The sequence below is a fragment of the Paenibacillus sp. JT22N12 genome (genome assembly GCF_056269365.1).
This window is the reverse complement of record NZ_JBWDNU010000010.1, coordinates 182,228-201,254: the sequence shown is the minus strand read 5'-3', so window position 1 is coordinate 201,254 and position 19,027 is coordinate 182,228. Positions and strand designations below refer to the sequence as shown.

17 protein-coding genes are annotated in these 19,027 nt (G+C 48.8%); 1 reads left to right on the top strand and 16 read right to left on the bottom strand.

Annotated features, from left to right (window positions below):
• Positions 1 to 101: 101 nt before the first annotated feature.
• A complete protein-coding gene (gene murB / locus AC0YOA_RS28610) occupies positions 102 to 986 on the bottom strand; it encodes a UDP-N-acetylmuramate dehydrogenase (protein WP_475789523.1) in 885 nt (294 codons plus the stop codon).
• 19 nt (positions 987 to 1,005) lie between these two features.
• Entirely contained in the window at positions 1,006 to 1,947 is a 942-nt protein-coding gene (locus tag AC0YOA_RS28605) for a glycosyltransferase family 2 protein (RefSeq protein WP_475789522.1), read from the bottom strand.
• Between the two features lie 632 nt (positions 1,948 to 2,579).
• Between AC0YOA_RS28605 and AC0YOA_RS28600 the strand changes: the two genes are divergently transcribed.
• Positions 2,580 to 3,542, top strand: coding sequence for a NosD domain-containing protein (locus AC0YOA_RS28600; protein WP_475789562.1), 963 nt, complete (start codon positions 2,580 to 2,582; stop codon positions 3,540 to 3,542).
• A gap of 184 nt (positions 3,543 to 3,726) precedes the next feature.
• Here AC0YOA_RS28600 and AC0YOA_RS28595 read toward each other — a convergent pair whose 3' ends face one another.
• The 14 genes from AC0YOA_RS28595 to AC0YOA_RS28530 all read right to left on the bottom strand — a co-directional run bounded on the left by AC0YOA_RS28595 (position 3,727) and on the right by AC0YOA_RS28530 (position 18,952).
• Positions 3,727 to 3,873: a paeninodin family lasso peptide gene (locus AC0YOA_RS28595; protein ID WP_210038272.1), complete on the bottom strand. Its 147-nt coding sequence runs from the start codon at positions 3,871 to 3,873 to the stop codon at positions 3,727 to 3,729.
• Positions 3,874 to 4,077: 204 nt separating this feature from the next.
• Positions 4,078 to 5,259, bottom strand: coding sequence for a nucleotidyltransferase domain-containing protein (locus tag AC0YOA_RS28590; protein ID WP_475789521.1), 1,182 nt, complete (start codon positions 5,257 to 5,259; stop codon positions 4,078 to 4,080).
• Between the two features lie 35 nt (positions 5,260 to 5,294).
• Positions 5,295 to 6,242 (bottom strand): aldolase, encoded by a 948-nt coding sequence (locus tag AC0YOA_RS28585; RefSeq protein WP_475789561.1) that lies wholly within the window; start codon positions 6,240 to 6,242, stop codon positions 5,295 to 5,297.
• A 104-nt stretch (positions 6,243 to 6,346) separates the two neighbouring features.
• A complete protein-coding gene (locus tag AC0YOA_RS28580; RefSeq protein ID WP_475789520.1) occupies positions 6,347 to 6,490 on the bottom strand; it encodes a paeninodin family lasso peptide in 144 nt (47 codons plus the stop codon).
• 26 nt (positions 6,491 to 6,516) lie between these two features.
• Complete coding sequence (locus tag AC0YOA_RS28575; protein ID WP_210038269.1) at positions 6,517 to 8,451, bottom strand: asparagine synthase-related protein; 1,935 nt, start codon at positions 8,449 to 8,451, stop codon at positions 6,517 to 6,519.
• Complete coding sequence (locus AC0YOA_RS28570; RefSeq protein ID WP_475789519.1) at positions 8,448 to 9,689, bottom strand: sulfotransferase family protein; 1,242 nt, start codon at positions 9,687 to 9,689, stop codon at positions 8,448 to 8,450. Before AC0YOA_RS28570 ends, AC0YOA_RS28575 begins: the two co-directional genes overlap by 4 nt.
• A 158-nt stretch (positions 9,690 to 9,847) precedes the next feature.
• Entirely contained in the window at positions 9,848 to 11,185 is a 1,338-nt protein-coding gene (locus AC0YOA_RS28565; protein ID WP_210038267.1) for a UDP-glucose dehydrogenase family protein, read from the bottom strand.
• Positions 11,186 to 11,219: 34 nt separating this feature from the next.
• Positions 11,220 to 12,332 carry a hypothetical protein gene (locus tag AC0YOA_RS28560; RefSeq protein WP_475789518.1) on the bottom strand — a complete coding sequence of 371 codons (1,113 nt, stop codon included), beginning with the start codon at positions 12,330 to 12,332 and terminating at the stop codon, positions 11,220 to 11,222.
• A gap of 10 nt (positions 12,333 to 12,342) precedes the next feature.
• Positions 12,343 to 13,713: a sugar phosphate nucleotidyltransferase gene (locus AC0YOA_RS28555; RefSeq protein WP_475789517.1), complete on the bottom strand. Its 1,371-nt coding sequence runs from the start codon at positions 13,711 to 13,713 to the stop codon at positions 12,343 to 12,345.
• 24 nt (positions 13,714 to 13,737) lie between these two features.
• Entirely contained in the window at positions 13,738 to 14,736 is a 999-nt protein-coding gene (locus tag AC0YOA_RS28550; RefSeq protein ID WP_475789516.1) for a glycosyltransferase, read from the bottom strand.
• 12 nt (positions 14,737 to 14,748) lie between these two features.
• Positions 14,749 to 15,780: an NAD-dependent epimerase gene (locus AC0YOA_RS28545; protein ID WP_475789515.1), complete on the bottom strand. Its 1,032-nt coding sequence runs from the start codon at positions 15,778 to 15,780 to the stop codon at positions 14,749 to 14,751.
• Between the two features lie 25 nt (positions 15,781 to 15,805).
• A complete protein-coding gene (locus tag AC0YOA_RS28540; protein ID WP_475789514.1) occupies positions 15,806 to 17,101 on the bottom strand; it encodes a flippase in 1,296 nt (431 codons plus the stop codon).
• Entirely contained in the window at positions 17,094 to 17,657 is a 564-nt protein-coding gene (locus AC0YOA_RS28535; protein WP_475789513.1) for a serine O-acetyltransferase, read from the bottom strand. Before AC0YOA_RS28535 ends, AC0YOA_RS28540 begins: the two co-directional genes overlap by 8 nt.
• 20 nt (positions 17,658 to 17,677) lie before the next feature.
• Entirely contained in the window at positions 17,678 to 18,952 is a 1,275-nt protein-coding gene (locus AC0YOA_RS28530) for a UDP-N-acetylglucosamine 1-carboxyvinyltransferase (RefSeq protein WP_210038260.1), read from the bottom strand.
• Between the last annotated feature and the right edge of the window lie 75 nt (positions 18,953 to 19,027).

Here is a 19,027-nt window from a genome sequence, read left to right as displayed (position 1 = left end):
TGATAAGGAGAAGGGGCTGTCTCCCACAAAGAGACATCCCCTTCTTGAACACCGGTAAAAAGTCCGGGCATGCATTCTGCCCGCTCTTCCAGCATATTATTTCAAATAAAAATGACCTCACGTTCCATTTCTATTCCAAGCTGACTCGCTACAGTATCTTTCATGATTGAAATCAAGTCCTTCACATCCCGTGATTTGGCATCGCCGAGATTGATGATCCAGTTTCCATGGACGGGGCTGATTTCAACATTACCAATCCGGTATCCCTTCAAACCTACTGCTTCGATGCATTTTCCGGGATGAGGGCCGTTTGCCGGGCTCTTGAACGTGCTTCCGACGGTCGCAACATTCATCGGGAATTTCTTTTTTCGCACATTGGCAATTTCTCTGGTGGCCAGCATCAAATTATTTTTATCCGCTTCGTATTCGACATTGAAGGTGGCGCTCAGGATAATGGCATCCGTTCCTGTGAAACCGCTGGAGCGAAACGACAAATTGCATTCCTCTGCCGTCTTGGTCACGCAGCTGCCCTCTTCGTCCAGGTAGGTGACCGACTGCAGTACATCCGACAGTTCCCTGCCCGAGCTGCCGGCATTCATCATGACGGCTCCGCCCACAGTGCCAGGGATACTGACCATGAACTCAAAACCCTTGACACCCTCCTTCGCCATCGTAAACGCCAGATTCGGGAGCGTAACGCCCGCCTCCGCATAGAGACGGTCCTGCTCCAGCCGCAGATTCCCCAGACGTTTGCCGATATGAAGGACAACTCCGTCGAACCCTTCGTCATCCACAATAATATTGGAGCCGTTGCCCATTACCAATAAGCGCATGCCGCGGTCCTTGCTTATCCTTGCAACGGTTTGAAGATCTTCAATGCTTTGGGGAACCACATAGTATTTGCAGGAACCGCCTACAGCCATCGTCGTAATTGCTTTCATGGAGAAATTCTCTTCCACTCTGCACTCCAGTTTTTCGAACATCATCTCATCCCCTTGCTCAAATTTAGTGATTGGACTCGCTTAACCGCATATTTCTTCGGGCTACTGCATAATTGATCATTTTAACCGGTATCAGCGCAAGCAGGCCGTATTTAAGTTTTAATCGTCCGCTTGCTTTGCTGCTGGCTATTTTCCTGAACGTTTGAGCGCGCTTGCCAAGCAGGATGAAGGTTTCCATTTCGGAAATGTCCTGGGCCTGCAGCACAATGTTTTGCTCGGCTTCATTCAAACTCCGGATATGCTTGGATATGACATCTCTGGTGCTGTAAAGCATCTTCAGGCTTCTTCCCCCGCTGATGTTCTGTGTCCCGTAATATCGTTTGACCAGAATAGGCGACTCGCAGAAGGAGGCGTCATAGAGATCTGCGATCCTCAGCCAATAATCATAATCTTCGGCAAGCCGCAGCTCCTGATTGAACAAGCCCACGCGGTCCAGAACTTCCCTTCTGATCATAACCGTCGAGGTTCCCATGAAATTGCACAAAAGCAGATCCTTCTTTATATCGCCTTTATAGAACTGCTTGATTACCGGGTATTCGGCATATTGATCCTTGTTTTTAAAAACCCGGTTAATAAACTGTCCGTATACGATGCCAACCCTGCTATCCAGCTCAAACTCCTTGACCTGCTTCTTCAGCTTATCTTCCAGCCACAGATCGTCTGCATCCAGAAACGCGATAAGATCCCCTGTCGCGCGAAGCATTCCCGCATTTCTGGCGGCCGAAGGGCCGCTGTTTTCCTGTTTTATATAGATAAGATTATCGGAATCCATAGTGGTCTGATAGGCTTGAATGACTTGTCCCGTGCGATCCTTGGAGCCGTCATCAACCACAATCACTTCATGCAGCTGATAACAGGAATCAGGGGTTTGATTATAAATACTCCGGATCGCTTCAACAATCAAATCCTCGCAATTATAGGCGGGTATTACTACTGAAACCTTCATGTTACACCTGCTTTGCTATGGTTTTCCTTAAAAAAACTTATTTGCTACAAATGGTATCTCGAATTCATTATATGTTACAATTAGTATCACGTCAATCTAGGACAATCTAGGTAAATAGATGTGATTTTACCGGACTTGTTCATTTATAAAGTACGGACGATTTACAAATAATGATACATATTGTATCGTTATCTGTGAGTTGTTATCTTTTCATACCGATTTAATTAAAAGGGGTTGATCCGGAAGAAGAGCATTGACGTCCATTTTATGGAGAAATCAATATATCACTTATGTAATGGACAAGACATTTAAATCATTGGAGGTTATGAAATTTGAAGAGAAATCGCTTCGCTACCGGTATATATCCGCTCTTTTTGTTTCCTGCGGCTGTCTCGGACAAGCTCTCTTATTCCATTTTGCCGAACAGTAAGCTGGCAGTAACAAAAACCAAAATAAATAGATTTTATTTTTATATTATTGCGATTCTATGCCTGCCTATTGCTTTTTTCTTAACCGGCCTCAACCAGAACTTCCCTCCATTACATCCAGATAATTTCAATTTCTCTTCTAACAGTAGATTGGCAGCAGCTCCTGCTCCCGCCATCAGGGATGATACTCCTGCTATTCAAAAAATGATCGATCAAGCGCCAAGCGGAGGCAAAATCGTCATCCCCCCGGGAGTTTACAATATTAATAAAAATCCGAAGAATATCGTTTATACGGATTATGGGAAAAGCTATTCCGCTTTAAAGATCGATAAGCCTATTACCATTGTTATGGACAACGTCACATTTGCAACCTCAACGGCATATGAATACGGGGTATTCTGGATATATAATACATCGAACGTGCATTTAAAAGGTGGAAATTTAATAGGCAACGCGATGCCAAAGGATGGTCATTACATGTCCAGAGTTGCCGTCCTCGTCCAGAAAAGCAAAGATTGTTTGATTGAGGATATGGCGATGAAGAATTTCTCGCAAGGCGTTAATTTATACAAGTCGGATAAGTGCACAGTCAAGCATATCGTTACAGAAAGCAACAGTGGCTCCGGTATTATCAGCATGCAATCCAAGAACTCCATCATCGATTCCAATATCATCCGCAATTCCGGCGACGGACATCTTTCACTGTATGGTGGAGGAGAATACAATACGGTTTCCAATAACACGGTTTCCGAGAATCGCGTAAACAAAAGCGATCAGCAGGGGATAACGGTGGAAGCGGAAAAGAACAGCTTGATAAAAGGCAACACGGTAACAGGCTTCTACTATGGCATCGATATTAAAAATGGTTCCAGGTATTGCAATATCACACAGAACACGGCCACAAATAACAGATATAACATCGCTCTGCGGACGGGTGATCCCAACAGTAAACTAGAGCCGAGTCACGGTATTATCATTTTCAAGAACAACGCGATCAATCCACGCAAAGGTAAACCGAACGCCGGCATCTACGTTTCCTATGCGGGAGGCGGACATATTATACAAGGCAATACAACCAACGAAGGGAAGCTTATTTATGGCAGTACAGTCGTAGAAGAAGATATGAGAAACAAATTTGTTAATTTTATAGCCAATATCCTGAAATAAGAATGAACAGCTGCACCGTCTCAGGGAAGCTGAAGCAGCTTTCCGCCCGCGAATAAAAAGCACAATAAAGAAGGCGCCCGATCAACAATCCGGCGCTCTTTTATTTGCGTACAGGCAAATAAGCATGAAAAAATGCCCCTATACACAATGGTATAGGGGACTTGGACTTGCAGTTAAGTACGAATTAAGAGACCGGAGGCGTATCGGTAATATCAAGGTCACTTGGAGATACGGAGTCGATGTACTTCGAACCTTTACCCTCGAGCGTTCTGCTCACTTGCAATGTTTCCAGGGTTGGTTGTTCCCAGACATTCTTCACTTGTTGTTCCATGTTATCACCTCCTTTCATTAGCGATTTATCCGTTTGCATGCGGCTGATGGTCGCTCTCTAATTGGGATGTGATTCTATAAGTGAAATCAGACTTTCCTCCACTCTTGGCTGGAGCGGCTTCTTGATAGGCCTTAATAAAGCCTGATTGATCTTCGAATGCTGCAATTCCAATTCAGGTTGGGTGAGCAGAGCAAGCCTCGCTTCTTATGGCGACGTCTGCTGTCTCATCCTTCGCCAGCACCACAGGAACGGCCGCAAGGGGAAGTAGAGCAGATGCAGCTGTTTGGGCAAAGGCAAGGTTTCAAGATCCCGATTGTTGGGATACATCAAACTGACAATCAAATACCATTTTTGCGGCATGGATCTTAAGGAGAACAAGTATTTCCGGTAATAAATATCCAGGTCTTTGGGGACCGGGGACAATGTAATCATATCCTTCATAAAAACAATCGCTCCCTGTGCGAGCCTGCTTGAATGCAGACCAGCCGTGAGGGGCTTCATCTCCATCGTAATCGGCGTGTGAAACAGCTCTGCAGCTAATAGAAGAGCCTGTCCTCCCACTTGTATGGAATCATGTCTCATCATAATACGGAGGACACTGGACCAATCCAGCTCTTGTCGGACCATATGATCGATGTCTGCCAGCCAGCGCAGTCGGAACCAGCCGTGACGCGCGCCATGCAGGGCAAGAAAGAAAAACAGATCTTCATTCCCTAATGTGTAAGCAAAGGGTCCGGCCTGAGAGCTGGCTCTTCTTCGTTCCCACAATTCATCAAAGGAAGGTTCCTTTCCCTTGTCGGGATTCAATCGCCAGTGCAGCTCGATCTGGATTTTGCTATCCGGATGGGTATAGGAGATATGATGAACTCTCCACTTCCAGTCACTGAGAACCCGCACTTCATCGCTGTCCAGAACGAACCCGCTTTGAAGCAAAAGCTGTTCGGCCTTCTCCACATCCTGCAGCGGCACAAGAATATCCAGATCCTTGCAGGTTCGAAGAGAGAGATCGCCATAAAGGATTTCCGATAAAACCGGTCCTTTCAGCATCAGGGAGCGGACATGCTCCTCATGGAGCAGGGCGCAAACCTTATTCATTTCAGCTGTCAAATGAAGCATTTTGAATACATTGCCGGTATAGTCATACTGCAGCGCATCCACAACCTCGGCAGGCAGCCACTCCCTATCCATCCTTTTGGTCTGAAGATAGACAGTCGGATACACACGATGATGCCTCACCAATTGGATGAATTTCTCCCAATCCACAGGTCCGGCATTTTGGAGCAGGCTTTCCTGCAGCTCCGGATCGGGATCAGCACCGGCGAATGAAAGCATAAGCATGAATTCCTTTGAAAATACACTTAAATCCAGCTTGGATGTTTTATTCATAACAAATGCTCCTTTGATCTTACGCCGCAGTCAGGTTAAATGTCATTGGCGAATTCCAACTTGCGGCTGACAAGCTGAATAATATGAGATGCCAATTCATGAGCGGTAAACCCGGCTGTAGGTCGGCGCAGCTGGAAGACTTCACAATGCTTGGCGATGCTTGCCGTGCCTGCAAAATGCCATTGCTCCAAATGCAGAAGCGAGATGAAATAACTGCGGTATGTATGAAGCAGCAGCAAGGGGAGGCGGTTCAGCATCTTAACGGGCTGAATATCCCAGGTTGCCCCTTCTGTCTTCACAAGTTCAAATACACCGCCCAATGGCACAGGCTCCGCATAAAATTTGGCGGCAACCGGTACCGCAAACTTGGTCACTTCCTCATAAAGCGGCACGAATCCGCTGGATTCCATTCCCAGCTGGTCGATGCTTTCCTGCCATAATTTCTGCTGCGGATAAGCCGGAATAACGGTCGGTCCGCTTGCCTCGGCCAACGAGACTGCTATGACATCATCTGTAAGCAGCGGATAACCTTGGCTGAGAAAGGCGGCAGCCAGCGTTGATTTGCCAGCTCCTGAATCGCCTACAAAAGCGTATGCTTTGCCTTCTATGACCACTGCGCTCCCATGCAGAGGCAGCAGATTCCGTTGGAACAGCAGCGCTCCCATGCAGGATCCCAGCAAATAGATACGTATCTTTTTCTGATCCGCATCAGGCATAGGAGATACAACCACTTTGCGGCCTTCTTGAATGCTGTAGACAGCCGTACCCGGAATGTAGAAAAGCACACGCCCATCCTCGAAGATACAGAAATGACGATCCATGGCTCGACCCTCATTCCATATAAAGGACAAATCGCCTTGTACAATTTCAACATCGATGTGTTCTGTCCGATTCGTGGAACGGATCAACTCAGGCAGCGGGATTTCACTGGTTAACCGCATACCGAAGGCTGTATAGATCGTCTTCTCGGCTGTAACCATGATCATCACCCTTCAAAGCTGGAATAAGTCCTATGCTTTCACGCGTATGTCAACAAGGGGCCCTTAGTCCATGGATGGCAAGAATAAGGGCCATGGGATGTTTCTCCTTAGGAAGGATCGTAGATGTCGCTGTCGGACGGGGTAACGATATCGATTACTTTTGTACCCTTGCCTTCCATCGTCAGCTTCACTTCAAGGACTTCAAGACTTGGTTCCTGCCATGATTTCTTCACATGGTTTTCCAATGCCATCACCCCCTCTCCCATCCCTTGCACAGCTACAGCCGGCTGAGAAACCGGTTGACAATCACGCTTCGCATCAGAAGCCGGATATCCGGATCGAAGGCTTCGTCCGGCCTGGGGCTGTCGCCAATCTTGGCAAGCGCCGTCCGGATCGCATCCACATTCAAAAATTCCGCTGCAAGAGGACTGCCGCACAGCTGCTGAACCTCTTCCTTGAAAGGCTTCCATACCGGGATCATACGGTGGACCCAATCCGCCCCCTGAACGCCCCGCACCCGCTGATTCAAGCGGACCTTATCCGGCAGAAGGCCTTTGGTCGCTCTGCGGATCAGCGCGCGGTCCATGCCGTTCTTGACATATTGGTCAATCGGCACCGACAGGCAGAAACGGACCACTCTCGGGTCGCAGGTCGGATCCTTCTCCCAGATTGAGTATTTCAGCGAAAGCTTGGTGCCTTTCGTCCCCCGCAAATTGGCAATCATCAGACTCTCCAGATGACTTCGACGCGCTTCATTATAGTCTCTTTTCAGGAAACCGCTGAGCGCTTCGTCGTGCTCCAGAAGCCTATCCACCACTTTCGTTTGCCGGGCAAATTCGGGATTGATCATGCGGGGGAGCTCGGACTCTCCCGTGGCAACCGATTGTTCCGCCACGAACGGCCTCGCCTGCTTCCCGATCAGTCGCATCAGATAGGAGCGTCCGATTCCCCTGCGCTGGCTGAACATATGCAGTTCCCGGTAGAACTGCAGCCATCGCATTCTTTTCAGCAGCATGGTGTAATACTGAATCGCAGGTCCCCAGGAGATGGTCTGGTTGCCTCTAGCCCCGGTCAGGAGCATTCGGACCCCCTGCTTCGCAGCAGATTCATAAATGCCTCTGATCCAGAAGGTGTTCTCGAAATATTTGTAGGGCATCTCGAGAAGCTCCAGCCAGTCGTCCACTTCCGAAATCGGACTTCTTCCGGGAAAATCCAGATAGTGGCTCTTAATATTTCCTACATGCTCCACCGTTGCCTGAATATATTCCCGCTCGTCTGCAACTCTGCCGCGAGTCGTCCAATCCTCAAAATCCGATACGGGCACGTAGCTGTACGTGTGCAAAGCTTTATTTTCCCTGGCGAGCGCGCTTGAAGCGAAGCTTGCGATCGTTCCCGAATCAAGGCCCCCGCTGAGCTTGGCGCCAACCTGGCCGTACGAGCGGATGCCCGATTGGATGGACGATTCGAACACTTCACGAAACGCTTCTTCGTATTCCTCATCCGATTTCAGGATAAGCGGCTCGGCGGGCATTACGCTTCCGTAACGCGACAGGGCAATCTGACCGTTCTTCACCGTAAGGGTATGGGCAGGCGGCAGCTGCCGGATTCCCTTATACAGGGTTGACGACGTGTCGGTTGATTCGATCATGACCGGAATGGACAAAAATTCGGCCAGCCACATCCGGTTCAATTCCTTCGACGTTCCCGGCAGCGTCTGCAGAGGGCCGATCGTCGTACAGAATGCGAACCGCTCCTGATTCTGATCAAAATAAAGCGTCCGGTTGCCGAATAAATCTCTTGCCCCGAACAGGAGCCGGTTCGCTTCATCCCAGATCATAAAGGTGAAATCGCCGATCAGATAGCCGGGAGCCTCCATTCCCCATTTGCGGTAAGCAAGCAAAATGAGATCGCTGTCGGTTAACAGCTCCTTATGGGAAATCCCGACACGCAGCCTGCTGAGCAGCTCATTGCGGTTATCCAGAACAGCGTCCGCCGTTATCGCCAGCCTGCTCTCCGGATCATAGAAGGGCAAGCGTTCATGCACGGATTCCGGCGTCACCCACTGGGCAAGGCAGCCAAGCGAAACAGCGCCTTCCTGCCAAATACGTGTATCATCAGCGGGATAGCGCTCAAGCGATTCCATGAGATGATGAATTTCATCTGCCTTGAAATGATCATTATTGTGAGACACAATCCCAGCAATTGCACTCATCTTTTTTTACCGCCGATCAAGTAGGTCGAGGCCAGATGAGACAATTGATTTCCGAATGGAATCATCGCTTTCACCCGTTTTATCTTTTGCTTGGTTGCTTCCAGCTGGGATTGCAGACGTCTTTGCTCCAGATAGCTTTTTTCCAATCGCCTTTCCAGGGAACGAAGAGTAATTTGCAGCTGCAGCTGCTGCGAATTGACACTCTGCTGCAGCTCCGGCAGGGTCATTTCACTTGCAGCACTGTCGGCGTCCGTGTAATCGCTTCTCAGCTGATACCCGTCCGACCAGCTGCAGCCGGACGCGTCAATGAGCTGCTTCCTGCGCAGCTGAAGCAGTGCCGTATCAGGTTCCGGTTGAAACGTTGCCCCGGTGATCCGCTGCGCTTCCTCCAGCTCCTCGGTATAGCCAAGATCGTGGAATATTTTCGCCCCGATCGCCCGGCAGTACATTTCAATTTCTTCTTTGTCCAAAATTTCTTTCCAGCTGTGCAGGGAATCCAGATGCGGCTCATTATGATGAGTGACGAATGGATCGCCTACCCCCATGCTGTAATACAGATCCGATTTGGCCGTGTCCTGAAAATCGCCATATTTCTCAAGGCCCTCTTCATACGACAAGCCGAGGAAGCTGCAAAGCTTTTGCAATTCCGCCTGCGGCCGCTTGACCATTTCTTCGTAACGTAAATGGTAGGCATATTTGCTTTTGACGGAGAAGTAATCCAAATACCGGAACAAACCCACAGTGATATCTGTCATTTTAATGTTGAAACCCGGATGCAGCAGATCTTCCTTCAGGTTGAAGCGGTCATTGACATGCTTATTCACTTTTTTATAGGAAGAGATAATGGACAATGGATTGCGGATCAGCCAGATTCTCTTGGATTGCGGGAACAACGAATCGATAAACTCAAGATTGTAATAATACCTTGGCGATTTATCGATCAGCATCTCTGCTCCGCTGCTTTGCAGCAATCCGTTATAGACTTGGAGAGAGAAAGCCCGGCTTGCATTCTCGAACGTCTGTTTCGGAAGAATGCCATGATAGAACTGCTTGATAATTCCATTGCCTCCATAGGGGCGATGCGCAGCCACCTGCAAATCGCTGAGTCCCATCAGGAACCACATCTCCTGGGTTGCAAATACCTTGCTGTGGTTTTGCAGCATCACGGTTGCCAGCGAGCTGCCGCTCCGGGGAGTACATAGTAAAAATATAAGATTATTACCACGATTGTTGATCAAGTTGATCCCCCCATAGAGCGTTTTGCTACTTAATGTTTCAATTATACACTAAATGATACATTTTGTAACTATGATTACAGCATAAATCCTCTTTTTACTAAAACTTTAGTCAAAAAGAAATTAAAAAACATTGGAATATTTCCGACGAACGGCAGCTATTAAAATGAAAGCTGCGGCGTTTGTTCTTTTACGCCGTTGTTCATGTTCGGCCGCCCTACAGAATAATAAACCAGCCCCGTATTCTCCAGTTCCTCTTCTGTATATATATTGCGGCCGTCGATCAGGTTCGGCCTTGCGAGCCATGCCTGAATCTCTGTCGGCGAGATATTGCGGAACTCTTTCCATTCCGTCAGAACACATAGTGCATCGGCATTTTGAGCTGCGTCTTTGGCTGAATGGCAGTACTTCACCTTGGCGTGCTCAAGATTCTGCCGGAAATTATCTGTCGCGATCGGATCATACGCCTTGACAACCGCACCGCGCTGCAGCAGAGAAGTGATAATCTCAAATGCCGGCGAGTCTCTTACGTCGTCTGTCTCCGGCTTGAACGCGAGGCCCCAAATGGCAATTGTCTTCCCGCTCAGATCATCCAGAATAGTTTCCAGTTTGCGGATGACATTAAACCGTTGGTCACGGTTCACCTCAACAACCGATTTCAACAATTTGAATTCATAGTCGACATGTCCGGCAATCTGGATCAGAGCCTGTGTATCTTTCGGGAAACAGGAGCCCCCGTAGCCGATGCCCGCTTTCAGGAACGAGGAGCCGATCCTTTTGTCATGTCCCATACCCTCGGCAACCAGCGTAACGTCGGCTCCGACCTTCTCGCAAATATTGGCGATCTCATTAATGAACGATATTTTGGTTGCCAGAAAGGCATTGGAGGCATATTTAATCATTTCCGCACTTCTGACATCCGTGAACAGGATTTGATCCGTCAGAGGCCTGTGCAGCTCCTCAATCATTTGACGCGCTTTATCGCTTGTTGTACCAATAATAATGCGGTCCGGATTCATCGTATCCCGTACAGCCGATCCTTCTCTGAGAAATTCGGGTACGGATGCGATGGAGACCGGATGAAGCGAGAACTGTCTGAACTCATTTTCAATCTTTTCATTGGTGCCCACAGGCACCGTACTTTTGGTCATGATGACCTTGGGGCCGTTAATGGATAGCGCAATTTCCCTGGCCGCTCCCATAATATAAGTCAGATTGGCTTCCCCGTTTGGAAGCGATGGCGTACCGACCGCCAGAATGACGATATCGGCATGTTGTACCGCTGCGGTCAGATCTGTCGTGAAGCGCAGCCTTCCTGCTTCGGTATTCTTCTCGATCAGCTCCTTGAGTCCCGGCTCATAAATCGGAACTTCTCCCCGCTGCAGCAGTTCGATCTTCTCGCTCAATTTGTCCACGCATGTAACATCATTGCCCAAATCCGAGAAACACACACCAGATACAAGCCCAACATAACCGGTACCAATAACAGCCAGTTTCATCTTTAGCACTCTCCCACTTTGTACTGCTTCTCTTTTACATCACCAAGCCGCCTATAAAATCGCTTATATCCTGCACCGCATCCTGCGGAAATTCACTGCTTGCTTGCGATTCACCCTGCTGACCAATGTATGCCGGAACAGGCTCCTTTATATCCGCATGCTTTAACTGGCCCCATCCCATCAGACGGTAGGGGTGCCGGCCATTCAATGCCTCAATCGTATTCCTGTCCTCGGCAAAAAGGCTGCGATCCAGCAAAATCAACGGTTTGTTCAGCATGACAGCTTCGCTTACCGTTCCCCAGCCGGGCTTGGTAATAACCATGTCCGACATGGCAACGTAATGCTGGGATTCCGTGTAACCCTCCGGTATCCGGATCACATTCGCACGGTCGACCGCCATATTGCTCGATACGATAAAACGGCAGCTCTCATCCTCCCACAGGGACAATTCGGAAAGATCATCGACCGTTATGCTCATTCCAAGTGCAAAGAAGACAATCATTCCGGAACGGTCAGGCTGTATCTCCTTGCGGAGCCTGTCTAGTTCCTTATCGTCGGACCGGCGGCAAAAGAAATCCGTTCTGATTCCGCCAAGGCGTCCCCAAGGGGGTTCATTCCCGGAGCCTGGCAGGGCAATAAAATAATCCATTTGCGAATATGCCTCGTATAGCGGTTCGAGAAGCGGTTCATTCAACATCTGTTTGTAAGCTGTAAACCAAGTAAAATTAGACAAGCCGACGGTTCTTACGTTTACTAGATTTGCAGCCAACAAAGGGATTGGTGAAATATCCGAAATGACCAGGCTCACCTTATTTTGCCGGAGAAATATGCATTCCCTGTCCACTTCCTCAGGGAATGCAGCGATGTATTTCGTATATTGCAGCTTCAGCAGCTCAAGATCAGGTTCAATGGAGCCCGCCTTCAGGCAGTAGCCGAGGTCGCTGGCGGCAGAGCGGTATTCAATCTCCGCTTCGCGGCAGTCCCTCAACGATTCCTTTATAAATCCAAGCGATCGGGAAGAGCAGACAATCAGTCTGAGCCTCGTTTGCGACTGCTTCGCCAGCCTGCGGATAACGGCTACGCTGCGCGCGGCATGGCCATACCCATAATCAGAAATATAGTAACAAATTGTAATCATAAAAGCCATGGACCTTTCCTTACAGCTTGATGCAGTGCTCCGTCACTTCGTCCCATGTCGTGTAGATCTCAACCACCTGATTGACATCCTGCTCAACGCCGCTCTGCACCACGATAATTTCCAACTCCGAGATGGCGCGGACACTATGCAGGGTCTTCATTGGGATGTGAAGCACGTTGCCCGCCTGAACCTGCATGAAATTGCCATTCTGGACGAATTCACCCTCGCCCTTGACAATCGTCCATACTTCCTCCCTGTTGGAATGAAGCTGATAGCTCAAGTTCTTGCCCGACTTGATGCAGACTCGCTTGGTCAGCACACAGCGGCCGTTCTCGTATTTCTGGTCATCCAGAATGCGGTGCCAGCCCCAGTGCCTTTCCTCGTACATCGGTCCTTGATCGTAATTGATGAAATCCTTAATGCGCGGGCTTGCGCTCTTGTCCGTAACCAGAATGCCGTCCGGACTGACAGCAACAACCACGTTGGACAAGCCGAGAATGGATACCGGGATATCAATTTCATTGATCAGATGCGTATTCTCGCAGTCATGACTGATCGTACCCCAGCCGATCTGATTGTTCTTCATCTCTTCCGTCAGTGTATTCCAGGTGCCCAGATCCTTCCAATATCCCTCATAAGGCAGGACGACGATATTGGCCGCTTTTTCCACCACTTCATAATCAAAGCTGATTTTCGGCATCGTATGGTACTGCTTCGCCAGCTCCTCATAATGAATGGAATGACCCCTCTGCTCCAGCAGCTGGATGACATAGCCAAGCTTGAAAGCAAACACGCCGCAGTTCCATAAGGCATGCTCCCTGATCAGCTCTTCCGCGTATTCCTCCGTAGGCTTCTCCAGGAAGCGGCTGACCGTGCGGTAGTCGGAAGTGTCCGTATCCTGCTCCTCAGGTATGATATAGCCGTATTTCGATGAGGGGTAGGTCGGCCGGACACCGATCAGCGCAAGATCGGCATCCGAAGTACGAAGCACCGTCTCCAGCTGTTTCACGGATTCGAAGAAATGATTCTCGACAAAAGGATCGACAGGCAAAATCGCGATGACCTCATCCAGACCGACGCCCTGAAATGAATAAAGATACGTGGCAGCCAAGGCAATGGCGGCGAACGTATCTCTTCGTTCAGGCTCTATGATCAAAGGCACGTCAGAGCTGATCTGACTTTGCATCATTTCGATCTGCGATTTGCTGGTGGCGATATAACTGGAGTCCCCCAGGCCATTGGCCTTGATCTGGCTCCAGACCCGCTGGACCATGGATACCATTTGATCATCGTCGTTTTCCAGCACCTTTAGAAATTGCTTCGACCTTGCATCATTGGATAAGGGCCACAAGCGTTTTCCGGAACCTCCGGACAACAGAACCAGTTTCATCCGCCTCTCCCCCTTCTCAATTTGTTAAGCCGTTTGTTTTTGCTGTTCGTTAGCATAAGGCGTTGTGCTCTTCCCTTTGTTCAATCTTTTGGCAGTTATACGCTGCAGCAGCTTGCTGCGGCTCAGGATCAGCAGCCCCACATGCGTGCATGCATTGTACATCGTCAATTTCTGATCCATGCTTTTCCTGTTGATGAACAGGGCCTCGGAAATTCCCTTCCGGTAAAGCGCTGTTACAGCGAAGCGCCATAGAATCTTGGCCAGCCGTCCCGTCCTGTTCCAGAAGAAAGCAGCCTGCGCTCCATATCTGTCAATAAGATCCGGCTTATTCTGCATTCTCAATTCTATGCATTGCAGACTCATTTCACAAAAATAAAGCTGCATCATCGTCTTGTCAATAGAGGCGCTGACACTGTCGGGAAGCCTGTATCTTCTGTACAGGGTTTCCGGCACAATGGCGAATTGTGTAATCAGGCTCATCCTTAACCATAGATCATGATCCTGAGCAAGTCGGAAAAACTCCCGGTATCCACCCGCCTCCACGTATACGCTTTTGCGGAACATCACTTCCCCATGAGAAAGGAAATTTGCCTGCATCAACTGTTTGGTCACCGTGGATGACGGGTCTATGACACGTTTGTCAATGAAAGAAGCCCTTGTCATTTCATTGACATTCTCAATATGGCAGCTGACTACTCCAACCTCAGGACGGGTATTCAATACCTCCAGCTGACGCTCAATGCGGGTTTCATACGATATGTCCCCGGAACCATGAATGGCCACAACATCGCCGGAGCACGAATCGACCGCCTTGATAATAGACTTGACGAAACCCATATTGGGATGAGTAATCACTTTCAGGCGGGAATCCTTGATGGACAGCAATTTGCTGAGAGTGGAATCGGTCGAACCGTCGTCAACGGCAATGACTTCAATGTCTGAGTAGGATTGATTCAATAAGCTTTGAATGGACTCGCTCACATAGTTCTCCCGATTGTAATACACCGTTACGATAGATACCATTCTCTCTCACCTCTAGCTTCTTGTTTGAACATTGCGGGCTTCATAATACGGCACATACCAATCCAGAAACTTCTCCAAACCCGTTTCAATCGACGTTGAGGGCTTAAATTCAATATCCCGGATCAAATCATCCACATTGGCGTAAGTCGCATGGACGTCTCCCGGCTGCATTGGCAGATATTCTTTAATTGCCGTTTTATTCAGCTTTTTCTCAATGACAGAGATGAAATGACTGAGTTCCACCGGATTGTTGTTTCCGATATTGTAGATTCGATAAGGTGCCGTGCTCGTGCTCGGATCCGGCTGATCGCTGTTCCAGTTTGGATTCGACTCTGCCTTCTTGCCGATGAGCTTCACAATCCCGTCAACGATATCGTCGATATAAGTAAAATCACGTTTCATATTGCCGTGGTTGAACACTTTGATCGGCTCATCGTTTAATATCGCTTTGGTAAAGGAGAAATACGCCATGTCCGGTCTGCCCCACGGCCCGTATACCGTAAAGAAACGAAGGCCGGTCGTCGGCAATTTATACAAATGGCTGTAGGTATGAGCCATAAGCTCATTCGCTTTTTTAGTCGCTGCGTACAAGCTTACCGGGTGGTCGACATTATGGGTTACCGAGAACGGCATTTGTGTATTCGCACCGTACACGGAGCTTGAGGAGGCATAGATCAGATGCTCCGCTTTATGGTGCCTGCATGCTTCCAGAATGTTCATAAAACCGGTAAGATTGGAATCGACATAGGCTCTGGGATTGGTAATGCTGTAGCGAACCCCTGCTTGCGCGGCCAAATGGATGACAACGGAAATGTCATGCTCTTTGAAAATATCCTCGATTTGCTCATAATTCTCCAGCTGGCATAAGTAGAATTTGAAATTGCTGTAACCATTTAATAACTCCAAACGGGAATGTTTCAAAGCAGGATCATAATAATCGTTGATATTATCAAGTCCGATCACTTCATTTCCTTCACCAAGGAGTTTGTTTGCGAGATGAAACCCAATAAAACCGGCTGCTCCGGTCACCAATATTTTGGCCATATGCCTGCACCTGCTTTCCGTTTTGCTAATGCCGCTTTAAATCGCTCCGCTTCATAATGAGCAGATCCTTGAATTTTACGCCGGTATTGCGAGAATAAATGATCAGGAACAACAGCCCCCCAATGACGTAACTGATGGAAGAGGCCATTGCCGTCCCATTGATATTGTATAACGGAATGAAAATCAAGTTCAAAACAATATTCAGTATAAGCGGAAGTATATAGGCTGCAAGAGCGAACAGAGGCTTTCCCCTGCCCGCGAGATCAGCGTTCAATACTTTAAAGAAAAACATAATAAAGATTCCCGGAAGAAGCAGCCTGATCACTTGAGAGGCATCGGCAAATTCTTTCCCGTACAGTATATTTACAATCACCGGGGAGAATAAGGCGACAAATAGACATACAGCCAAAGCAACCGGGAGCAGCATCCGCAGCATCTTGGCTGCCCTGTCAATCGCTTCCTTCTCTGTTTTGCTGTTGGCACTCTTGGCAAAGAGCACCATTCCGACCGCCGCAGGGAGCTGCCAGATCAATTCAGCCAGCACGGTTCCAATGGAAAAAATACCAATGGAGCTTACATCCGTATATTGTTCCAGCATGAGAATGTTGATTCTGTAATTGAGCTGCAGAACGAATAAAGCCAGTGCGTAGGCGATTCCTTTTTTTATGAATTGATACGGAAGGCCTTTGACATAGCCAATCCGAAACGGCGCAAGCTTCCTGACCATCAAATAGGATTGAGCGGCAACCATCAGAGCCAGCAGCAAGTTGACAAGGGTTGCACCCAGTACGTCAAGACGCAATAGTCCTACCAGAATAATAACAAATGCGATATTGAGGCCCATGTTCCATAATTCTAGATTGTTGATGTTGCCGATTCTTTCCTTCCCTTGCAGTATTCCGTTCGTGTATCGGGTGAACAGAGTAAACGGTACGCTTAGCAACGCGATAAGCAGCAGCGTCCCGCTGTATTTCCCGAAGTAGAATAAACCATAATATCCGGAAATGATCAGCAAGGAAAGGAGCGATGTTACTATCCAGATCAGGTACGTGGTCTTAACGACGTCATTTAAATCATGCTTCTTCTGCCCGACAAAGTATGCCGTTGCCTGGCGGACGCCAAGATCGGCTATCGTGAACATTAGCGTCGGGACCAGAAAAATGACAGTCACAATGCCTCTACCCTCTGCGCCCAAAAATCTGGCAAGCAAAACGGAAATTAGAAATCCGCCAAAAAGAGTGATTCCCCTGGTTAAGATCGTGGCGATAATATCCTTTGCCGTCTTTGACGGGATGCGGCGCGCTGTTGCGAGTTCAACCAATTTTATCAACTCTTTTTTCCATAATTTTTGCCGGCACTCCGGCCGCCACCGTATTAGGGGGAACGTCCCTGGTAACAACGGCATTCGCTCCGATTATTGCATTTCTTCCAATCGTGACATTGCCGATAATTTTAGCTCCGGCATAAATCGTCACATGGTCCTCGATAATCGGATAACTTCTGCTCAGTCCCGGTTTCCCGTGACTGCCAAGCGTCACCTGCTGGAAAATTGTAACGTTATCTCCGATTACCACGTCCTCCCCGATTACAACGCCTGTCGGGTGGGGCATTTTCAGATTCCTGCCGATGATCGACCGCTCGGAAATGTGGCATTGAAACACGACCTTGCAGTAATAAGAGAATACCAGCACCATCAGCTTGTGGAGCTTCGATAGATGCTGGAAATAATGAATATGACGATAAAGGAAGAGCACTTGGAAATTAATATTCAGGAAGAAAGTGATCAGCTTTGCCTTCCAGGATCCTGAATTCGCACAATCCTGCAAATCCTGCCTGACCCGGCTTCGGAGATCACGAAATGTATGTTTTCCGTTCACATGGATTCCTCGGTTCCGTATTAGGACTGTTGGCTCTCAATGTTCGCGCCCAGCTGCTGCAGCTTGCTCACAATGTTCTCATAGCCGCGCTCAATCTGGCTGACATTGCTGATCACCGTCGTGCCTTCGGACACCAGAGCCGTGAGGATGCAGGATGCGCCTCCCCGGAGATCAGTCGCCTTCACTTCCGCACCCTTAAGCGGACGGCCGCCTTCAACGATTGCCGTATTTCCGAAGGAGTGTACGCTTCCTCCGAACTTCTTCAACTCATCGATATATTTGAAGCGCTCCGTGAACCGCAGATCGGTGATGGTGCTTTTCCCGTCTACCACGAATGCGAGGGCCGCGAAGATCGGCTGCATATCGGAATTGATTCCCGGATAAGGGGCCGTGAACAAATCGAACGAGCGCTTTGCTTTCTTGCCGGAAGCATATACCGAGCCGCCCCACTCGAATACGTCAATGCCGATTTCCTTCAGGAGCCTGGCGTCTTCTTTGATGAAATCCAGCGAGAAGTCGGGAATGCAGATTTCGCCTCCCGTCATCGTCGAAGCGATGATGTAGGTGACCGCCTCATCCCAGCCGGGCATGACCGAATAGCGGATACCGCCTTTGATGGATTTGGCGCCTTTGATCTGAACGACCCGGTTGGAGCATTCCACATCCGCCCCCATCAGGTTGAGCAGCTTGGCAAGCTCCATAATTTCTGGCCGCGTGTTGGCATTGAGAATGGTTGTTTCGCCATCTGCGATAGCAGCAGCGATCATGATGTTCTCCGTACCCGAAGTCGTTGGCAGATAGAATTCAATTTCAGCCCCGATATTCCCTGATGAGGCGATATGGATTCCCTCATCCGTTTCCTCCACGGCGGAGCCAAGCTTGCTGAGCCCCAGAAGATGCAGATCATATTTGCGGTCACCGATTTTGCAGCCGCCCGGCATCGGCAGCAGCAGTTCGGACTTCAGCGCCGACGCCAGCCCGAGAAGCAGCAGCGAGTAACGGATCTCGCTTGCGATGGGGTTAATGCTGCCGCTTGGAAAGGCGCCTCTCGCACATGATACCGTTGTGCCGTCGACTTGAATCTCCGCCCCGGCTTCCTTGAGAACCTGAATCAAAATCTTCACGTCCCGCAGCTCTACCGGAACGTTGTCCAGTATGGTAGGCTCTTCGCCCAGGCAAGCCGCTGCGATCATCGGAAGCGCCGCATTCTTGGCACCCGACAGCTTTACCGTTCCCGACAGCACATTCCCTCCTGTCACTGCAAAGGTTTTGGTTTGAGTCATTGTCGTTATCATGTCTGAACACTCCCTATCCAAGGTTTTTTATATATAGGCAAACCATTAAAACACGACTTATACATGTTCAATAAC

Excerpts from the sequence above, each read along its gene's own strand:
- AC0YOA_RS28565 (WP_210038267.1), bottom strand. The coding sequence starts at position 11,185 with ATGAAACTGGCTGTTATTGGTACCGGTTATGTTGGGCTTGTATCTGGT.
- AC0YOA_RS28530 (WP_210038260.1), bottom strand. The coding sequence starts at position 18,952 with ATGATAACGACAATGACTCAAACCAAAACCTTTGCAGTGACAGGAGGG.
- AC0YOA_RS28605 (WP_475789522.1), bottom strand. The coding sequence starts at position 1,947 with ATGAAGGTTTCAGTAGTAATACCCGCCTATAATTGCGAGGATTTGATT.
- AC0YOA_RS28560 (WP_475789518.1), bottom strand. The coding sequence starts at position 12,332 with ATGGCTTTTATGATTACAATTTGTTACTATATTTCTGATTATGGGTAT.
- murB (WP_475789523.1), bottom strand. The coding sequence starts at position 986 with ATGATGTTCGAAAAACTGGAGTGCAGAGTGGAAGAGAATTTCTCCATG.
- AC0YOA_RS28595 (WP_210038272.1), bottom strand. The coding sequence starts at position 3,873 with ATGGAACAACAAGTGAAGAATGTCTGGGAACAACCAACCCTGGAAACA.
- AC0YOA_RS28600 (WP_475789562.1), top strand. The coding sequence starts at position 2,580 with ATGATCGATCAAGCGCCAAGCGGAGGCAAAATCGTCATCCCCCCGGGA.
- AC0YOA_RS28555 (WP_475789517.1), bottom strand. The coding sequence starts at position 13,713 with ATGAAACTGGTTCTGTTGTCCGGAGGTTCCGGAAAACGCTTGTGGCCC.
- AC0YOA_RS28575 (WP_210038269.1), bottom strand. The coding sequence starts at position 8,451 with ATGAGTGCAATTGCTGGGATTGTGTCTCACAATAATGATCATTTCAAG.
- AC0YOA_RS28590 (WP_475789521.1), bottom strand. The coding sequence starts at position 5,259 with ATGAATAAAACATCCAAGCTGGATTTAAGTGTATTTTCAAAGGAATTC.
- AC0YOA_RS28580 (WP_475789520.1), bottom strand. The coding sequence starts at position 6,490 with ATGGCATTGGAAAACCATGTGAAGAAATCATGGCAGGAACCAAGTCTT.
- AC0YOA_RS28545 (WP_475789515.1), bottom strand. The coding sequence starts at position 15,780 with ATGGCCAAAATATTGGTGACCGGAGCAGCCGGTTTTATTGGGTTTCAT.
- AC0YOA_RS28550 (WP_475789516.1), bottom strand. The coding sequence starts at position 14,736 with ATGGTATCTATCGTAACGGTGTATTACAATCGGGAGAACTATGTGAGC.